The organism is Streptomyces sp. NPDC001100, assembly GCF_053598575.1.
Genome location: NZ_JBSFKO010000049.1, coordinates 20,306 through 38,043 on the forward strand (window position 1 = coordinate 20,306; position 17,738 = coordinate 38,043).

13 protein-coding genes and 2 pseudogenes are annotated in these 17,738 nt (G+C 66.9%); 6 read left to right on the forward strand and 9 right to left on the reverse strand.

What is annotated here, in order from left to right; genetic code table 11:
• Positions 1-5: 5 nt before the first annotated feature.
• Entirely contained in the window at positions 6-719 is a 714-nt protein-coding gene (locus tag ACWDEW_RS43295) for a DUF4142 domain-containing protein (protein WP_450521065.1), read from the reverse strand.
• A gap of 576 nt (positions 720-1,295) precedes the next feature.
• Positions 1,296-1,781, reverse strand: coding sequence for a transposase (locus tag ACWDEW_RS43300; protein ID WP_450521006.1), 486 nt, complete (start codon positions 1,779-1,781; stop codon positions 1,296-1,298).
• A 503-nt stretch (positions 1,782-2,284) separates the two neighbouring features.
• Between ACWDEW_RS43300 and ACWDEW_RS43305 the strand changes: the two genes are divergently transcribed.
• Both ACWDEW_RS43305 and ACWDEW_RS43310 read left to right on the forward strand, forming a co-directional pair.
• Positions 2,285-3,127, forward strand: coding sequence for a helix-turn-helix domain-containing protein (locus ACWDEW_RS43305; RefSeq protein ID WP_450521008.1), 843 nt, complete (start codon positions 2,285-2,287; stop codon positions 3,125-3,127).
• Positions 3,128-3,203: 76 nt separating this feature from the next.
• The gene (locus ACWDEW_RS43310; RefSeq protein ID WP_450521009.1) at positions 3,204-3,821 is read left to right on the forward strand and encodes a dihydrofolate reductase family protein; all 618 of its coding nucleotides are present in this window, start codon (positions 3,204-3,206) and stop codon (positions 3,819-3,821) included.
• Between the two features lie 208 nt (positions 3,822-4,029).
• Here the strand turns inward: ACWDEW_RS43310 and ACWDEW_RS43315 are convergent.
• Positions 4,030-4,164, reverse strand: a pseudogene (locus tag ACWDEW_RS43315) (RNA polymerase subunit sigma-24); the annotation flags it as partial.
• A 317-nt stretch (positions 4,165-4,481) separates the two neighbouring features.
• Complete coding sequence (locus tag ACWDEW_RS43320; protein ID WP_450521011.1) at positions 4,482-4,931, reverse strand: hypothetical protein; 450 nt, start codon at positions 4,929-4,931, stop codon at positions 4,482-4,484.
• A 377-nt stretch (positions 4,932-5,308) separates the two neighbouring features.
• Here ACWDEW_RS43320 and ACWDEW_RS43325 point away from each other — a divergent pair, with 377 nt between their 5' ends.
• Positions 5,309-5,794 carry a hypothetical protein gene (locus ACWDEW_RS43325; protein WP_450521013.1) on the forward strand — a complete coding sequence of 162 codons (486 nt, stop codon included), beginning with the start codon at positions 5,309-5,311 and terminating at the stop codon, positions 5,792-5,794.
• Positions 5,795-6,065: 271 nt separating this feature from the next.
• On the opposite strand, the gene ACWDEW_RS43330 is transcribed toward ACWDEW_RS43325, so the two are convergent.
• Positions 6,066-6,380 (reverse strand): N-acetyltransferase family protein, encoded by a 315-nt coding sequence (locus ACWDEW_RS43330; protein ID WP_450521066.1) that lies wholly within the window; start codon positions 6,378-6,380, stop codon positions 6,066-6,068.
• A gap of 272 nt (positions 6,381-6,652) precedes the next feature.
• Positions 6,653-7,201: a hypothetical protein gene (locus ACWDEW_RS43335; protein WP_450521015.1), complete on the reverse strand. Its 549-nt coding sequence runs from the start codon at positions 7,199-7,201 to the stop codon at positions 6,653-6,655.
• Positions 7,202-7,349: 148 nt separating this feature from the next.
• On the opposite strand from ACWDEW_RS43335, the pseudogene ACWDEW_RS43340 reads away from it, so the two are divergent.
• Both ACWDEW_RS43340 and ACWDEW_RS43345 read left to right on the forward strand, forming a co-directional pair.
• A pseudogene (locus tag ACWDEW_RS43340) lies at positions 7,350-7,904 on the forward strand (IS701 family transposase); the annotation flags it as partial.
• 104 nt (positions 7,905-8,008) lie between these two features.
• Complete coding sequence (locus ACWDEW_RS43345; protein ID WP_450521017.1) at positions 8,009-8,803, forward strand: SDR family oxidoreductase; 795 nt, start codon at positions 8,009-8,011, stop codon at positions 8,801-8,803.
• Positions 8,804-9,566: 763 nt separating this feature from the next.
• Here ACWDEW_RS43345 and ACWDEW_RS43350 read toward each other — a convergent pair.
• Positions 9,567-11,903, reverse strand: a complete 2,337-nt coding sequence (locus tag ACWDEW_RS43350; RefSeq protein WP_450521019.1) for a glycosyl hydrolase family 95 catalytic domain-containing protein — start codon at positions 11,901-11,903, stop codon at positions 9,567-9,569.
• Positions 11,904-12,564: 661 nt separating this feature from the next.
• On the opposite strand from ACWDEW_RS43350, the gene ACWDEW_RS43355 reads away from it, so the two are divergent.
• Complete coding sequence (locus ACWDEW_RS43355; RefSeq protein WP_450521021.1) at positions 12,565-12,708, forward strand: hypothetical protein; 144 nt, start codon at positions 12,565-12,567, stop codon at positions 12,706-12,708.
• Between the two features lie 639 nt (positions 12,709-13,347).
• On the opposite strand, the gene ACWDEW_RS43360 is transcribed toward ACWDEW_RS43355, so the two are convergent.
• Together ACWDEW_RS43360 and ACWDEW_RS43365 are read right to left on the reverse strand one after the other, a co-directional pair.
• The gene (locus ACWDEW_RS43360; protein ID WP_450521023.1) at positions 13,348-15,576 is read right to left on the reverse strand and encodes an NEW3 domain-containing protein; all 2,229 of its coding nucleotides are present in this window, start codon (positions 15,574-15,576) and stop codon (positions 13,348-13,350) included.
• An 813-nt stretch (positions 15,577-16,389) separates the two neighbouring features.
• Positions 16,390-17,556: an ROK family protein gene (locus tag ACWDEW_RS43365; protein WP_450521025.1), complete on the reverse strand. Its 1,167-nt coding sequence runs from the start codon at positions 17,554-17,556 to the stop codon at positions 16,390-16,392.
• Positions 17,557-17,738 lie beyond the last annotated feature (182 nt).

The following is a 17,738-nucleotide window of genomic DNA, read 5'->3' on the forward strand; positions in this document are numbered from 1 at the left end:
CAAGCTCAGGTGATTGCATCGATGTCCACCGGAGTGGACGTGGCGCTCGGAGGAGGGGTGAGGACCACCATTGGCTGACCGAGGGTCGGAGGCGGTGGGGTCAGATCGGGCGACGGCAGATCAGGCGGAGTGGTCTGGCGCAAGAGGGTCTGGTCGAAGTTGACCAGACCCGTCCTTTCCATAACCGTAATGTGATCCAGTACGGTGTCGTTGGCCTGATCGGCCAAAGCCCGAACGAGCGTATTCTTCGTGGTGGACCGGATTTTCGCCACCGTGTTGAAAATCGACCCGTGTGTCATTCGCAGGATGTTGGCAAAGTCCGTATCAAACTGCTCACGGGTGTCTGCCGTCAGTGCGGAAACAAAGCCCTGCTGCTGAGGGCTCGCGACATTGGGCAGCATAATATTCAATAGCGGTGCTATCTTTCGGCAGGTGGTGTCCAGCGCGGAATGTCCGTCGATGAGGTGCCGACTCGCAGTGACAACGGCCTCCGTATTGCCTTTCTGCAACCCGAGCTGGCCAACGGGATATTCCCACAGCCCAGCCGCACGGACCTTCACAACAAAGTCCCGGTCCGACTCGGTCAAAGGCCCCCACTGCGTCACGGCAATCACGCTGTCGTGCGAGGCGGGGCCACCACTGGCGCCCGACGAGCCCGGGTAGATGAGAGCCGCGGCCGCAAGACTCACTGCGCCCCCGACAACGAAGGCTCCCGTCATATTCCACGAGAAACGCACTGTACCTCCAGCAGGTCGTAGATCCGTCCACAGACGGGTGCAACCAGCGATACGCACACAGCACGCTGATGACTCGACGACTCGAAGAAAAACGACAGACCCCGGGAGGGCCGTACGTAAGGTAATGCCCGTTTCTGGATGTTTTGGATGCAAGGACGCCAGTGGAGATTCTGTCGGCTATTGCTTCCTGGCGAAGTTGCCGGTAAAGGCCTCGGTGAGGATCCCGAGTCGGGGGTAGTCCGGGTGCTCGGGCAGGTCCGGCGCGACGGTGGGGAGCCGGTCGGCGAGCCCGGTGACGGCCTGCGGGTGATCGTGAGGCGCTCCAGGTGCATCTCGGCCTCGCGTAACCGGGTCTGCAGGTCGTCGATCTGTGCACGGAGGTCGTCGTCCAGGGCCTGGGCGGCGTCTGCCTGGATGTCCAGAGCATCGAGCAGGGGCCAGCTGTTCACGCTGCCACCGCCTGCGCCGCAAGCCAGGTGGGAGTGTTCATGGCGGTGAAGCGTCGGGGCATGACGTGGGTCATCGCCTTGTAGTCGCGGACCAGGCGCCGGTGCACTATCAGGATCCCGTAGGTCTGCTCGACCCTCCATCGCTTCGGCTGCGGCACGAACCCCTTGTCCTGCGGGTTGCGTGCGACGATCTCGACGCCGATTCCCAGGCCTGTGATGTGCATGACGACCTGATCCTGAAGCCGTGATCGACCAGGGCTTTGCGGACGGTTCCGCCGGCCTGCTCAGCGACCCGGTCCAGCAGGACGATCCCCGCGGCGTTGTCGGGGGTGTTCGCGGAGAGGACGACGACCGCGATGACCACGCCGAGGACGTCCACGGCCAGTCCGCGTTTGCGGCCGGGCACCCGCTCGGCCGGATCGTGGCCACTGGGGACGGCGAGGACCCCGGCGGCCACATGGACATTCTGGGTGTCCAGGACCACCAGGATCGGGTCCTCTAATCGGCGGGCGCGTTCACCGACCTGGCAGCACAGGAGTTCATGGATGACCTGGTCGGTCCCGTCGTCCCGCCACGCGGCGAAGTAGTAGTACATCGCGCTCTTCTACGGCAGGTCGTGCGGGAGACAGGCCCACTGGCAACCGGTCCGCCCTGGCAGAGGATCGCGTTCACGATCTCCCGCATGCCGTAGGCGCCCTGGTGGCCGCTGACCGAGCGGTGCCGGTCCTTCCACGCGGTGATCACCGCGCTCGATCAACGACCACTGCTCGTCCGATAAGCCACTCGGATACGGCTTGCGTTCACTCACCCGAACGCATCACCAGATCAACAACCGCGGACCGGCAGATGTCGCCCCGCCGCCACACCATCAAGCGACAGCAGAACCACTCAAAAATTCATGAACCGCCCAATAAGTCGGAGGCTGAATAGCTGTAACTACCTACAGTGATTTGTAACAGAAAGTGACCATTAGGCGGATCCAGCAGAGCTGCGATGTCGCTCGCCAGCCGCACGCGTGTCGTTGCGGCCGCCGGACAACGGCAAGGATCCCCCGCTCCGCTTGAGGCGGGCCCAACCCTCGTCGGCGATACTGGGTCCATGGATTACGTCGGCTGGGTGCCCGCCCCGCCGCTTGACCGGTTCATCGACGACGTCTATTGCCTGACCGGGGTGCCGGGCCAACGCCGGATAAGCGTCTCGCCAATGCCGTCGGCGCACCTGTACATCAATCTGGGCGAGCCCGCACGCCTGTGGGAGTCCGACCCGTCGGCGCCTCCGGCAGCGTTGGCAGATGGTTGGTTCATGGGTCTGTGGACCAGGCGTTTCGTCCTTGAGTACCCCACGCGGGTACACCTCGTCGGGGTCCACTTCAAGCCCTGGGGATTGTCACCGTTCGCCGGTGTGCCGGCGAACGAGCTGCGGGACCGATGGGTGCCGGTCGACGCTCTCTGGCATCGTTCCGTGGACCGGATTCGCAACCAGGTCGGCGACGCCGCTTCGGCCGCCGCAACGCTGCGGGTACTGGAAGGAGAGCTTCGATCGCGGCTCGTCGAGGCGCCGGCGCGCGGTCTCGACCTGGTTCAGCACACAGGCGGGTGGCTGGAAGCCTCGCACGGCGCGATCCCGGTCGCTGCGCTGAGCGATGCCGCCGGGGTGAGCAACAATCACCTGGCGGCGCAGTTCAAGGCTCATGTCGGGGTCACTCCGAAACGGGTTGCCCGGATCTACCGCTTCGCGCGGCTGATCGAGTCCGTGGACTCCCTGCGCCCGGTCGACTGGTCGCAGCTCGCGCTTTCGGCGGGCTATTTCGACCAGGCCCACTTCAGCAAGGAGTTCAAGGACTTCACCGGCCGCACTCCCACGGAATACCTGGCGCTGCGGCGCCGGTTCACTGCCGAGCAGGGGTTCTCGCAGCCTGGTGGCCCGATGCCCGTTGAGTGATTTTTTACAAGCGCGGCTGTCCCTGGGCTGAAAATATCGGACGCGTCCGCTCAAAGTGACGTCATAGGGGACCCTCATGGGCGCAGTGATCATGCACAACGTGGTGTCGGTAGACGGCTTCATTGCCGACAAGAACGACGGAGTCGGTCCGCTCCACGACTGGTACTTCAACGGGGACACCAAGCTTACGGAAACCGGCGCCGGGGACGGGGATTACGACCACTCCGAGGGGGGAGACGGCTTCAAGCTCTCGCGTGCATCGGCGGCGTACGTCCAGCCGGTGTGGGACTCGATCGGCGTGATCGTGATGGGCCGCACCTTTTTCGACCAGATGAACGGCTGGGAGGGCCAGCCGCCCGCGGGCGACCACGTGGTCGTGGTTTCTCACCGGCCTAAGCCCGAGGGCTGGCACCCTGATGCTTCGTATCACTTCGTCGATGGCGTGAAGGCCGCGATCGAGAAGGCCCAGGAGCTCGCCGGTGACCGGGTTGTCGCCGTGAGCGCCGGCGAAGTAGGCGGCCAGATCCTCGCGGCCGGTCTTGTGGACGAGGTCGCGATGGACATGGCGCCGGTGGTATTCGGATCGGGCAAGCGCTTCTTCGGAAGCTTCGACGGGCATCAGCTGCTGGAGGATCCCCACGTGGTCGTCCAGGGCAACCGGGTACTGCACCTGAAGTTCAAGGTGCGCCGCTAGTCAAGCTCATCTGGGCCCGGATGCCGGTGCCCGGCCCGCAGCGCGTGGCGTCACACCAGACGACCGCGTCGGCGCTGTCGCCCAGCACCGCGCCGACGGATCAGGAATACGGCTCCTCAGTTCAGACTCTCCGCACCACAGCAGGATTCACCATCACCTGACCTACCCAAGATCACCAACAGGGTCACGGCCTTGAAGCTAAGTGTTGTCATGCAGCGCGTTCACGGCCGGCATCCGGCCGGAGGCGGGACGCCAGTCGGTGCATCCCACGGCGCGCGTGACTCTTGACGGTCCCCAGGGGCCAACCAGTGAGTTCGGCGATCTGAATCTGGGTGAGATCGTCGGAACTGCGTGTGGGCGTTGGACCGCTCGGTGAACGTCCCGGTCCGGCGGTCGCACACGGCGATCCCGGCGGTGACGCCCGGCGCTACGTCCACCAACGCCGCGCGCGAGGTGCTGGGCGAGGGTGTCCGGGCGCGGGCGGGCACCGCCGTGGCGAACAGGGCAGCCACCAGGACCAACCAGGCCGCCACGAGGACGAATCCGCCTCACGGTCCGGTGAAGAGAAGGGTGACACCAACGACTCCCCGGCCCGGACGGGGCCCAAGAGGAACGCGTCGGGGCCGGCCACCGTTAGAGGGGCCGGCCACGACACGGGTGTCAACAGTTGCGGACGGACCAGACGGGGTTCCAGTCCTGCTCACCCACCTGCGGCGGGGAGAAGGCACGCAGCACGTTCCCGTTGGCGTCGTAGAGGTAGGAAGTGACCGACCCGGTCTGCTTGTTGAGGTAGTAGCCGTTGCCGTACCAGTTGGACAGGTAGTAACGGTTGCAGTTGTAGAGGTAGAAGATCTTCCACTTGGACACGGTCGGATCCCACACCTCGAGGCAGAGGTTCCCCGGCCCGCAGGTGAACGTCTGGTCGTCCGTGCGGTAACTGACGGCGGTGGACGGAGAGATCGTCGGAGAGACGGCGGCCGCCGCCTGTGCATGGTCACCGGTACGAGGGCCGGAGGCGGTTGCCGCCTGTGCCGGACCGATGGCGAGGACAGCCATCAGCATGCAGACCACCACGCCGATGATGCCGAGCAGCGAGCGCTTCGCGCGCATGGATGAGACCTCCGTCGAGACGGCAGCAGAACATCTGGAACAGCGGCACGGAACGTGCCCCGACGGCGACGATCGCCGATCGCGCGAGCCGGCAGAAGCCTTTCGAACCTGCTCGAAAGGCCACTGCCCCCGGGGACGGCCGCATCACGCACACCGACCGCCAACTGACCCAGGTCACATGCCAGTTGAGGCGTGATCACCCCACAGGACAGCACCGGCACGACCCCAAGGCGCCGTTGACGACGCCCGCACCGAACGCCACCGTGGTCCGGCCACACACGACGACCGTGCACGACCCCACACGGCCATCGGACCGGGGACAACCACGCCACGAGCATGCGCGAACACCGCCATGCCGGACGGGAGACTGCCAAACCGTGCCCACCAAACGCTCACTTGCCGGACTGTGCGCCGCCCTCACGATGGGGGCGGCCCTCCTCACCACCGGAACCGCGCAGGCCACCCCGGCCTCGCACGGAACCTCCCACGGTCACATCATGACCATGCCCGCAGCACCGAAAACGGCCCGCCCAGCGGCGCTCCTGGCCGCGGCCCCCTCCACCTCTCCGGCCGTCCGCACGGCCTACGCCGGTGCCGGCGGGGGCGTGTACTGCCAGAGCGGCTACTTCTGCGCCTCGGTCTGGGACCCGACGGCCGCCAAGTTCAAGATCTTCTTCTTCTACTCCTGCAACCGCTACACCCTCTCCAACTGGATCGACTGGGCCGAGGCCCAGAACAGCCAGACCGGAGGCGCCGTCGCCGGTCTCTACGGCTCCGGAGGCGGTCTGCTGCAGACCGTCCCGGCCGACAACGCGGTCTACGCCGTCAACTGGTCACCCGTGTACTCGATCCGCAACTGCTAGCCGGACAGACTCTGCAGCCCAGCGCACAGGGCAGGACTCAGACGTCATCCGCATTCCGAACCTGACCGTTCAGCTCGAGTGACCGGCCATGAACTCCCTCCCGCGGCAGGAGACATCGACAGGGCGTGAAACAGACCGGAAGGAAATCCACTACCGACAACCGGCCATCACGCCGGGACCCGAAACGACCCCAACCAAGGTCCATGATCGCGGCGATCCCGCACACAGGCTTGTCCCCACTCCTGAATTCCGGCCGCTGAAAGGAAAGATTTCACTTCACCTCGGGAGCAGTCCACTCCAACGTCTGGTCAGGCAGATTCTCCATATTGCGACTTCCGTCAGCACTCTCCAGAACGGTGAAACCGTGATGCCTGTAGAACTCGCGAGCATCAGCGTTCAGTTGGAAGACGTGCAGGATCAGTCGCCCCAGACTGTTCCGCTTCGCCTGGTCCAAAAGAAGTGTGCCGATAGCCCGACGGCGGAAGTCCGGCCGCAAGTACAGGTGTTCCAGCAGATCCCCGTCGAGGGCGGCATAGCCGAGCACTTCCCTGTCCTGCACCGCCACCCAAGTACGGCATTCCTTCAGCGGAACCTCTTCAGCCTATTTCGTCACTTGCGCATGATAGCGCTTCTGGGGTGGCAGATAAGGCATGGAAGCCGCCCGCGATGCCCTATGAATATGCGCAATGTCCGATGCGTCCGCGACTTCTGTCGATCGAATATTCACCGGTTCCTCAGTATCCACAGACATCACCCTACCCACCCGGCCGGCCCCGAATCCGGGCGCGCAACTCGTCGAAGCCCGCGCCCGGCAGGATCTAATACTCCGGCTGTAGATCGCTCTTGAACTGCTGGCGCCTATGCTTTTCGTGGCTTACGCCGCTTGCCCCAGCTGCCTTGCGGCCGGTTCTGGTCGTGAGCCATCATCGCCGCGTCGAACTGGGCTTTGCTGGTCACTGCTCGTGGTTCAGGTACGAGCGTGGTCGCAGTCGATCGCCATGGGACAGCCGAGGCCCAGCCGACCAGGGGCATAGTCTCGTCGTAGTGCGGAGCGAACTGCGCGACGGCGATGGCGGGCATCCGGTACCTCAGGCTGCGGACGTGTTCGATGAACGCGCCAGGCAGCGAAACATGGTGCGTTTCCACGTAGTGCGGGAAGTCCTGGCGCCACAACCAGGTGCCGTCGGTCACCAGGGAAGAGCATCCCGGAGAGTGTCGGTGGGTGCTGCCGGTGATGACGTCGTGGCCCGCTTCCATGACGTCGATCAGGACGTGGCCGACGTCCAAGTAGGCCACCACGTCCGCCTCGTCCGGCTCGCCGACGGACCGGACGGCATCGCGGATCGATCCGTTCGGCTGGCCGGAGGGGGTGTCGAGTTCGTCGTAGAAGCCCAGCAATCCCAGCACTGCGTCTCCTTCGACGAGCCATGCCTCCCTGCCGGCACTGGCAGGTGCGGCCACCGTTGATCATCGGTGTGTGAAGACAAACGATCACGCGGTGGCCGCAGCTCACAGCGTAGACGCCGCCCCCTGGCAGGAAGCGTTCGAGGGTCTGATGGACCGCATCGCGGGCCGGTTCGCCCAGGTCGAACCCCGACGGCGAATACGGCACCTGGTCCTGGGACTGCTCGCGGACCTGCCTCGAAAGAACTGCTGGACCATCGCCGAATGGGCTGGCGAGGCCACTCCCGACGCCATGCAGCACCAGCTGAGCCGTGCCAAGTGGGACGCCGGTGCCGTCCGTGACGACCTGCCCGACTACGTGGTCGGGCACCTGCACGACGCCCAGGCGGTGCTCGTGGTCGACGAGACCGGCGACGTGAAGAAGGGCAGCCACACCGTCGACGTCCAGCGCCAGTACACCGGCACCGCCGGCAGAATCGAAAACGCCCAAGTCGCCGTCTACCTCGCCTACGCATGTCGGCGCGGACATGCCGCACTCGACCGCGCGCTGTACATCCCACGCTCGTGGACCGACCAACCCGACCGCTGCCGGGCCGCCGGACTCGACCCGGACACCTCGTTCGCCACCAACCCCGAACTGGCCGCCCGCATGATCACGCGATTCCTGGACTCCGGCCACCAGAAACCCTGGGTGGCAGGGGACGATCCGCTTGCTTGGAGTGCACCTCAAGGTCATAGCGTCGAGACAGCCGACCCGGACACCCGACGCGTCGGCGCATGATCCCGCACGACCAACGAGAACGGCGGCAAGTGGTGGACAACCAATTCACAACGCATGCGGAACTTTTCGATCTGCGCGGAAAACGCGCGCTCGTCACCGGTGGCACCAGAGGCATCGGAATGATGATCGCGCGTGGCCTCCTTCAGGCGGGCGTCCGCGTGGTCATCAGCTCACGCGACGCGGGAGCGTGCGCTCAGGCACAGGAGCGGCTGTCCAAGTTCGGTGAGGTCCGGGCCATCCCCGCCGACCTGTCCCGTCACGACGAGTGCCGGCGACTGTCGGACCTCGTCACCGCCGACTCGGAGCGTCTCGACATCCTCGTCAACAACGCGGGCGCCATGTGGGACGAGCCGCTGGAGACCTTCCCGGACGCGGCCTGGGACACGGTCGTCGACCTCAACCTGAAGTCGCCGTTCTGGCTGGTCCAGGCGCTGCTGCCCGCTCTTCGCAAGGCGGGCACCGCCGACGATCCCGCGCGGATCATCAACATCGGCAGCATCGCCGCCATCCACATCCCCCACCGCCCCAACTACTCGTACTCCAGCAGCAAGGCCGCACTGCATCAACTCACCAGAGTGCTCGCCAGGGAACTGGGACCGCAGCACGTCACCGTGAACGCGGTGGCGCCGGGACCGTTCCCGTCGGCGATGATGGCTGCGACCCTCGACGAGTTGGGCGAGGCGATCGCGGCGTCGGCCCCACTGCGCCGGATCGGCCGCGACGACGACATGGCAGGTGTCGCCGTGTTCCTCGCCAGCCGGGCAGGCGCATACCTGACGGGCGCCGTGATCCCCGTCGACGGCGGCATCGCCACAACCGCCTAGGCCACCTCAGCCCCGCGAGACTGATACAAGGCCGCCCGTCCGGCAACGGCCTCACGAGGCTCCCGGAACTCAACGCAGCCTCGCGCACGGGTTGGTCCCGCTGCGTGGCCGACTCCTCCCACACCTAGGCGTTAGCGACGCTGGGCGGGATGCTCTCACTGGCCTCATGGAGGGTCAAATAGATCTAGATATGCAGTAGTTGAGAGACCACTAGGACTGACTGCGCCCCTCGCCCGGGACGGGATGCCGCCACGGTCCTCGCGGGTACCTCCTCGGCAGCAGAAGGCCCCTCACCGACGACGGGCGCGCCGATGTCCGCGCCTGGATCATCGAGATCGACCGCCGCTCGGCCTTTCACCTCGCCGAGCACATGCTCGACGGCGGTGGCCGCTCTATCCCCTGGGTGAACGACCTGCCTCGCACCTTCCGCGACCTCAGTCCCTCAACAGCGTCAAGGCCTCCTCGCATCCGAAGTCCGTTCGCTTCAAATCGACCGCCGACCGACAAGCCATTCCGACGTCTGGTAGCCGGTCAACAGGATCAAGGACGCCTTCGAAGTGCTGAGCCGTCGGTTACCCTCCAGCACGAGGTCGCCGGTTCGCAGGGACCTGTATGCCGTGACGACCGGCAACAGTCCTGTGTTCAGCATGGACTGACTGGCCATCAGGTCACGCCCAGCGATGCGGAAAGCGTGTCGTCGAGTCCGAGGCCGGCCCGGTGGCCCACCTGACACTCGACGACACGGCCGCATCCTCCGGCTTCGCTACGGCAGACCCCAGGGCGCCCCCGGCTCACTGACGGCAACGGGCGCGATGACGAGATCGGGACGGGAACCGGCGTGCACCAGCACCTCACGGCCCTGGGGAAGGTCGATGGCGAGGGTGCCGTCGCCCAGATCGTCGGTGTGGGCGGGAGTGCCGTCGTCCAAGAGCACGGTGAGGGTCCCGGTGAGGCCGTGCCGGAGCTTGAGCGGTTCGCCCGCCAGGCTTCTGATCCTGATGAACCGGGTCACCCCGGCTTTTCGCACAGCGCTGACCAGGAAGGCACCCTGGGTGCGGAAGTCGTGCAGGGTGACGTCCGCCCAGGAGGACGGGACGGCCGGGAAGACGCGAATCACGCCGCCCCAGCTCTGACAGAACATGTCGTGCAGGGACTGCGAGGCGGACAGGGGCGTCTCGATGACCGGCCCGGCCTCGGTGTAGTGCGTGTTGGCACGGCAGGGGTAGCGCGTGGTGGGATCGAAGAACTTCCGCAGGTACGTGATCGCGGTGTCTCCGTCACCGGTCATCGCGTACATGGAGGCGGCGCCGGTGTAGCTGTAGCCCCGGTGGGCGCCGGTCAGCGCGTGCCAGTGGGCCACCGACTTCGCGATCAGGTCGCGACTGCCGGGCTGATCCCAGTTGACGAGATAGAGCGGATACACCATCAGCAGATGCGAGTAGTGCCGGTGGGACTGCGCGTACGGCGTGTCGGCGCCGATCATGAAGCCGTTGTCGTCGACCGGGTACGGCGTGAGCCTGGCCAGCACCTCCTGCCACCGCGGGATCAACTCGTCGTCGGCTGCCAGTAGTTCGGCGGACTCGATGAGCGTCTGGCAGCCCCAGCGGATCAGGGCCAGGTCGTAGTTCGTGTCCTGGGGCGGCACGACGGGGTATTCGGGCGAGAGCGTGCTCGGCAGGTGGAGTCTGCCGTCGCTGCCCGGGGTGAGGAAGTGCAGGTAGTAGTTGATCGCCCGGCGCAGCACGGGATAGATCGTGTCGCGCAGCAGCGCCTTGTCCATGGAGTGCCGGTAGGACAGCCACACGTTGTGCAGTGCCCAGGTGAGGTCGCCGGTCTCGGCGCCGCTTCCCGGCCTGCCCACACCCCGGTTGGCGAACATGTCGGAGCTCCGGCCGATACCGGAGCTGTCCGCCTGGTAGGCGGTGGGCACGTTGGCGGCGAGCTGTTCCTGGTTTTGGCGCAGCGTGGTGGCGAGCGAGTCCAGCTCGGGGTGGTTGAAGCCGTGGATGAGCCAGTACTCCAACTGGACGTTGAGGTTCCACCAGACCGCGGGCCAGGGCGTGGGCTCCAGCCACGGCCCGGAGGTGGCCATGACGGGACCACCGGCACGGCTGGCGGAGGCGACCTTGTAGACTTGGATCCAGTGGAAGCTCTGGAGGCGCTGGTCGGGGAACGAGACGAAGCTCTTGCGGTAGAAGGCGTGCCACCACTGGGTGTGCCGTCTCCTGAGAGCGGTGTACGAGGCCACGCGCCGAAGGTTGCGCAAGGAATCGGCCTCGGCGGCGGTGTCTGAGGGCGAGCTGTGTCCGACGCTGAGCAGCAGGTCGTGGCCGGTGCGGCGGTAGGCGGTGGCGGTCTGGCCGCCGGTGAGGGGCTGGAGCACCTGCTCGGTGCCGTCGGCGGAAGTCCGCGTGGACCAGGGCGGGTTGGCGGTGTAGCCCGAGGGCGGAGCCTCGCTGATGCGCCGGGGGCTGAGCGCTTCTTCGGGGTGGAACGTCCAGGTGACCCGTTCGTCACCGCCGGCCGTCACCCGGGCGGCGAAGACCTCGTCATGGATGAGGGCGGAGAGGGTGAGCGTGCCCGCGGTGGTGGTGACGGTACCGGTGAGCTCGGCGTTCCACAGGCTCAGCCGCCAGTCCACGGAGGTGATGGTGCCGACCGGTTCGAGTGTGAGGTGGCCGACCGGCAGGCGACAGGTGCCCCAGCCGCTGCCGAACTCGGGCCGATGGTCCTGGACCCGGCCGTGCTGGACGGTGAAACGGATCTGGTTGGTGCCCGGCTCCTGATACACCATGCTGCCGAGCTGGCCGTCACCCAGGAACGGCCCCTCGTACCAGAGGGTGGGCAGCCTGCTCCACAACAGATCCTGGCCCCGCAGAAAATCTTCCCAGGCACCGTCGGCACGCATGGTGTCGCGGAGTCTCCAGGGGCTTCTGCGGGCCCGGGCCGCGGGAACAACGTCGGCCACACCCTCCGCCCGTGCTGACTCGTCGGCGTGGGCCGTCCCAGCGGGCAGGGCCGCGGCCGCGGCTCCCCCCAGCGCGGTGCCGAGTAAGACTCTGCGAGGCAGCGGTGAGTGCGTTCCCGGCTGCGAGGTCATCTTCGTCCTCCAGAACTGACGGTCACTGATACATCGGGTGTATCGAGAACGTAGGCACACATCAAGCACCTGTCAATGACCTCAACCGATTGGCCTTCCACCTGTAATAACCTTCCATACATGGCTATTCAGGAAGGGATGTATGCACCCGCGATCCCACCTCAAGCCCTTAACTCATCCGATGTATTGCGGTTTCCTGCCTTCACGATCCGGCACCTGCTCCGCGCCACCGGACGACCTTGCTGGACCAGGACGTGGGAAGCCCTGGCATCCGCGTCTCCGACCGGCTCGGCACGACGCCGCTCCACATCGACGCCACGGCCTTCGCCGCACCCGGAGTCCACCACTCCGAAAGACCCACGCTCCGCCGCTGGTACAAGGCGTTCAATCTCCTTCTGCGCGCGCCACATCCCTCACAGTCCCGGTCGGCCAGGACGCCGTGAGCGGTCCGGTTCCCGTACGGGTGCCTGCGGACACCAACCCGCTGGACAGCCTGTGTGCACGCACGACGACTCAGGCCCGGCGACGTATCACCGCTCACCGCAGACCTCGTTCCTCAGCCCGGACGGTGCTCGCACGGCGGAGCCGGCATCAGGGGCAACCGCGGACCACTGAAGGGCACCGGCCTCAGCGCCGTGCTCCGGCTCTACCCCTGATCGTCGTGAAGGGCATCCACGGCAACCCCACCGGGGCGGCTCCCGCCGCCCGGGCCTTCGCGTACCGCGAGATCGTGGCGCGCGCCCATGCCCGCGGCATCCGTGTCGTCGGCGGTACGACCACCTCTTACGGCGAGAAGTGCGGCTGAATCGGGGACCGTGAGTCCGTACGTCAGTTCGTCGACGACCTGATCCGGCGCGGCAAAATCCGCGACGCCGCCGTCCGTGATCCCGACGTCCCGACCGGACCCTGCCGGCCTTCGACTCCCGCGTCCACCCGCACGTCAATGACGTCGGTCCGCAGGCGACGGCCGACAGGATCAGCCTCCACTCCCCACAGACCGCCTTCGCATACAGCTGGCAGACGCCCTGGAACCTGGACCTCAGCGACCGGGACAGCTACAGGGGCGGCTTCCATCGCATGCGGTGTACCGCAACCAACGAGCCGTTCGCGGAGGGCGGTTCCACCGACCCACGCACGGAAATGCACTGGCAGGTCGACTGCACCACGGGCAACCACTTGTGGGACGCCGGCGTCCACCTCCCCTCCGGCACCGACGGCACCTCTTTCGCCCAAATCCTGCGCGCGTCCGCCCCTCGGACACCCTCGCCACCGACATTTCGACGACTCCCTCGTCCGGACCGTCGCCGACCGGCGTGCCGCCACCCGCTCTTTCAAGAACGGCGTGTACGACCACGGTTCCGGCCGTGCCGAGGCACGCTTCCGCGACCTCCGCCAGGGAGCGACGTCGGATCCTGCTGTCTCGCACGACAGCACGTACGGACCGTCAGCCGCTGGTCGTGAAGTCGGTGAAATCGTCTTCGCTCGGGTAGCCCGGGTTGGCAGCGGTGCCGAAGAGGCCTACGTCCTGGGTATGCGCGGCGGAGGGAACGTCCGCGGTACTCAGAGGCGTCCAACTGGTGCCGTCAGTGGAGTAGTAGCCGGTGAAGGTGGTGCCGGAGCGGACCAGCCGGATCCAACTGGGCAGAACGGGCTTGCCGACGCCGGAGCCGTTGGGCGCGGTGCCGGCGTCGAGCCGCCCGTCGCCGTCTGCGTCCCACTGCATGAAGTAGCCCTTCTTCGCGCTCACTCCCACGGTCACGAAGCCGGGCGAGTTGCTCGCGCCGGTAATGTCGTTGCGCACCATGATTCCGGTCTTGGCCCCGGAGTTCTGGTATCGCTGCCACGTGACACGAACCGTCGTGACGGAGCCGTCGTGTTCCGCGCCGGGGACATAGAGCGCGCCGTATTCGTTCGTCGGTCCGTAGACGCCCGCGCCGGCCGCACGAATGCCGAGTGCGGAGCCGACCTGTGAGAAGTTCGCGGGCTCCGGCGAAGAGGAAAAGGTGTGGAACGGAGCCTGAACGGGCTCGTCGAGCAGAACGGACGTGTGCCCGGCGGCCGAGCCAATGGTCCGTGCCCCGGTGCCGGTGTTCCAGCGGAAGTGGGCGACGGCGTCGAGCCGGACCGTCGGGAAGAGCTGGTTGATGGATGCCGGTGGCGTGACACGGTAGGTGGCGCGGACGGTCTCGCCGGGCGCGACGGAGGCGAAGGAGGCGGGCGAGACAGGGGCGACCGTCCAGCCCTTCGGGACGGGCAGCGCCACGTGGACATCTGACGCGACGGCGGTGCCCCAGTTGGTGAAGTCCGCGTTGACCGTGGCCTGTTGACCGGTGCCCAGGATGCCGGGGGCGGTCACGGTGAGGCCGGTCTGAGGGCGCCCCGGCGCCTTGCCTGCGGTCCACGGACGTACCCGGAACAGCGCCGCGCCGTGCACGGGGACCGAAGCCGCGACGGTGGCGCCGGAGGACCGGGTGACCTCGTGCGTCCACAGGTTGTCGAGGCGGTACGAGGAGGACGCGGGCAGGCCGGCCGTGGCCGCGGCGACGGAAACGGTCTGCGCGACGGCCCCGGTGTTGAACAGCCCCAGGATCACATCGCCGTTCGGCTCCGTTTTCGCGAAGACCTGTGCGGTCGCGCTCTTGCTCACCCGAGAGGCATTGACGGTGTCCTGGTCCACGGAGATCACGTCACGATTCGCCAGCAGCTTCAGATCGGCGGCGTCCAGTTTGGTCAGGTCCGTCCCCAGGAGCAATGGGGAGGAGGCCAGCGACCACAGGCTCAGCTGGGTCTGCCGCTCGTCGGGGGTCAGCCCGCCGTCGCTGCCGTTGCCGACCTCGATCGAGTCGTAGTCGTTGAACGCGCCGGAGCCACCGAACGGTTGCCAGGCCGCGACCTGGTCGAACCGGGCCGACGTCCGCTGCCAACTGGTCAACGGGACGCTGGATCCGTTGACGCCGCAGTAGCACTCGATGTCGCCGCCGGTGCGCCAGCCGTTGCTGGTGGCCTGCCAGGTGGCGGCGTCGGCGATACTGAGCGAGTTGGAAAGCTCCAGGTGCATCGCACGACCGGTGGCGACGATCGCCTGGTGCCACGCCCGCATCTCGGGGCGGTTGTCGGCGGCGACGAGACCGCCACCGGGGCCGACGAAGTCCATCTTGATGTAGTCGACGCCCCAGGAGGCGAACAGGTCGGCGTAGCCCCGCACGTACTCCGCTGCGCCGGGCTTGGTGAAGTCGATTCGGTAGGAGTCGTTGTGCGTGTTGCCGGGCTGTGTCGGGTCCGCGATGTCCTGCATGTGGTAGGCGGTGCCCTGGACCGGAAGGTTCTTCTGATACGCCTCGATCGGGATGCCCGGCGTGAGGTAGATACCGAACTTGAGCCCCAGGCGGTGCAGATAGGCAGCGAGAGCGGGGATTCCGTCCGGGAAGCGAGTGGTGTCCCAGGCGTCTCGCCCGTAGGCGTCCAGGTGGTCGGACCAGCCGGCGTCGATGTTGATGTAGCGGTAGCCGTAGCGCCGCAGTTTGTCGTGCATGACCCGTGCCTGGGCCTTGATGCCGTCCTGGGTCAGGCCACCGCCTTCGCGCAGCGCGCTCCAACTGCTCCAGCCCATGGGCGGCGTGGACGAAACGGAGGCAGCTACGTCCCTCGGAACCATGGCGGCGGGCGTGGCCACCGCGGGCGACGTTCCCGCCGCGAGCCCAAGTAAGAGCAGCAGCGGCAACAAACATCTGGTCAATCTCGCATACATCGAACGGCTCCTCAGAGTGGCCAGCGGCAACGTGCCTTGTCCCTACCGGTCGAACCGCACATGTTCTATGCGCGATCCACTGCCACGTCAACACATTCATCCGATGTATCACCGAGGGTCATCACGTGATGGCCAGGTTTCCGCAGTCGAATGGCCCAGGCTTCGCGTCAGAGGCGGCCACGGGGAGCGGGCCGGCTCGACGCGTGAGACAGGCCCCACCGACGGGTTGCCTTCTCAACCTCACCTCTCACTCCGGGCACCGAGACTCTCCGCGTGCGGGGATCCACATGGGTGGAGGGTTGGGAAGGTTCTCCCCGCAGCGCAGCCTCCAACCAGCCCATCCCGGCCTTGTCCCAGTCGTACATGGCCACCAGTAGCACCTCGACCGCCGCCACCGCGGAAAACGATCCGGCGACGACAACGGCCGCGACCGCGCTGCTGAACCGGCTCCACACCACATGCGCCTCCGCGAAGGAGACCCGCCGCTGCTCCGGCGTGGACTGCTCGTTCCGGACCACGCGGGGAAAGTCGCCGGCAGGCGGCCGACAGCCGCTTCATGCTCGCGATCAAACCGCCGTACGCCTCCCGGCGCGCTGCCTCACGCCGGTGCTCGCGGGCGGACTGCAACTGCCGCTGCCGCTGCCGCGCACACCCTTGACCGGGCAGGGTGACCCGACCACCGACCACCGCCCCCAGCGCCGATCGCCGTACCCACCACACCCGTCACGCTCGCGTCCGTCACCGCATGTTGGACCGCGACGGCGCCCGCCGGATTCCGCCCCGCAGGGCAATGTCCCGGGCGAGCGTGAGGCTCCCTATCAGCTCGGCGCGGGTGCCGAGGGCGGACGCGACGACCAGGACGCGGTGGTCGAAACCCGGTTGGGCGAGCCGTTCGATCGAGTCGCGGACGCCGTCGACGAACGCCTCGCCCGCCTGGCTCATCTCGCCGCCGATGACGACGGCCGCGGGGTCGAGCAGTGCGCACAGGTTCGCCAGGACGCGGCCGAGGGTGCGACCGGATTCGGCCAAGATCTTCCGGGCCACCGGGTGCTGGGCGATCTCCGGCAGCCGTGCCCGCAGATCGGTGTCGCCCGGGTAGAAGTGTCTGACCTGCTGGAGCACCTGGCGGACCGAGACGATGGTCTCCAGGCAGCCGCGGTTGCCGCACCGGCACCAGTCCCCGTCCGGGATCACCTGGGTGTGCCCGATCTCGCCCGCGGCTCCGAAGCTGCCGCTGACCGGGATCCCGTGGACGATGAGGCCTGCTCCGATGCCGTCGGACGCCTTGACGTAGATGAGGTTGCCGCGGTGGTCGGCGCCGCCGTGCCGGTGTTCGGCGAGGGCTCCGAGGTTCGCGTCGTTGTCGAGGGAGACGGTCAGTCCCGTCCGGGATCCCAGTTCGGCCGCGAGATCGAGTCCGGCCCAGCTGGACAGGATGGTGGGCGAGGCGATCGCCCGTTTGCTCATGTCCAGCGGCCCGGGTATGCCGACGGCGCACGCGCTCACGGGCCCGTCGACGGTGAGCCGGACTTCCTCGACCGTCCGCCGGATCATGTCGGCGGTGATGTCGAGGGCCGCGGTCGGTCGGGTGTCCACATCGATCGCCACCCGGTGCTCGGTCCGGACGGTGAGGTCCAGGGTGGCCGCGGCGACAGTGAGATGCCGGTGGCTGACGTCGACTCCGATGACCGCGCCCGCCGGGTAGCGCGGCCGAAGGCGTCGGCCGGGGCGCCCACGGCCGCCCGTGTTCTCCCCCTGGTGCTCGGTCAGCAGTTCCTCGGCGAGGAGGTCGCGGACGACGGCCGCGACGACCGGACGGCTCATGCCGAGCGCCGTCTGCAGTTCGGGGCGGGACGCGCTCCCGTGCCGCCGGACATGGGACAGGACCTGGTCACGCGCCGACACGTGTCACCTCCTTGTGAGGGCGTCAATTTATGTCCGCCAAGTACGGAATTCCAGAGGGTTGACGCATCGAATGTGCGAATTTAACCTCCTTGAGCATTCGATCTTTTATAGAGCCACCTGTATTGACTCGAATTCTGTCCATGGGAGACGTAAATCGTCGGGCACTTCAGTGGTGAGGAGTT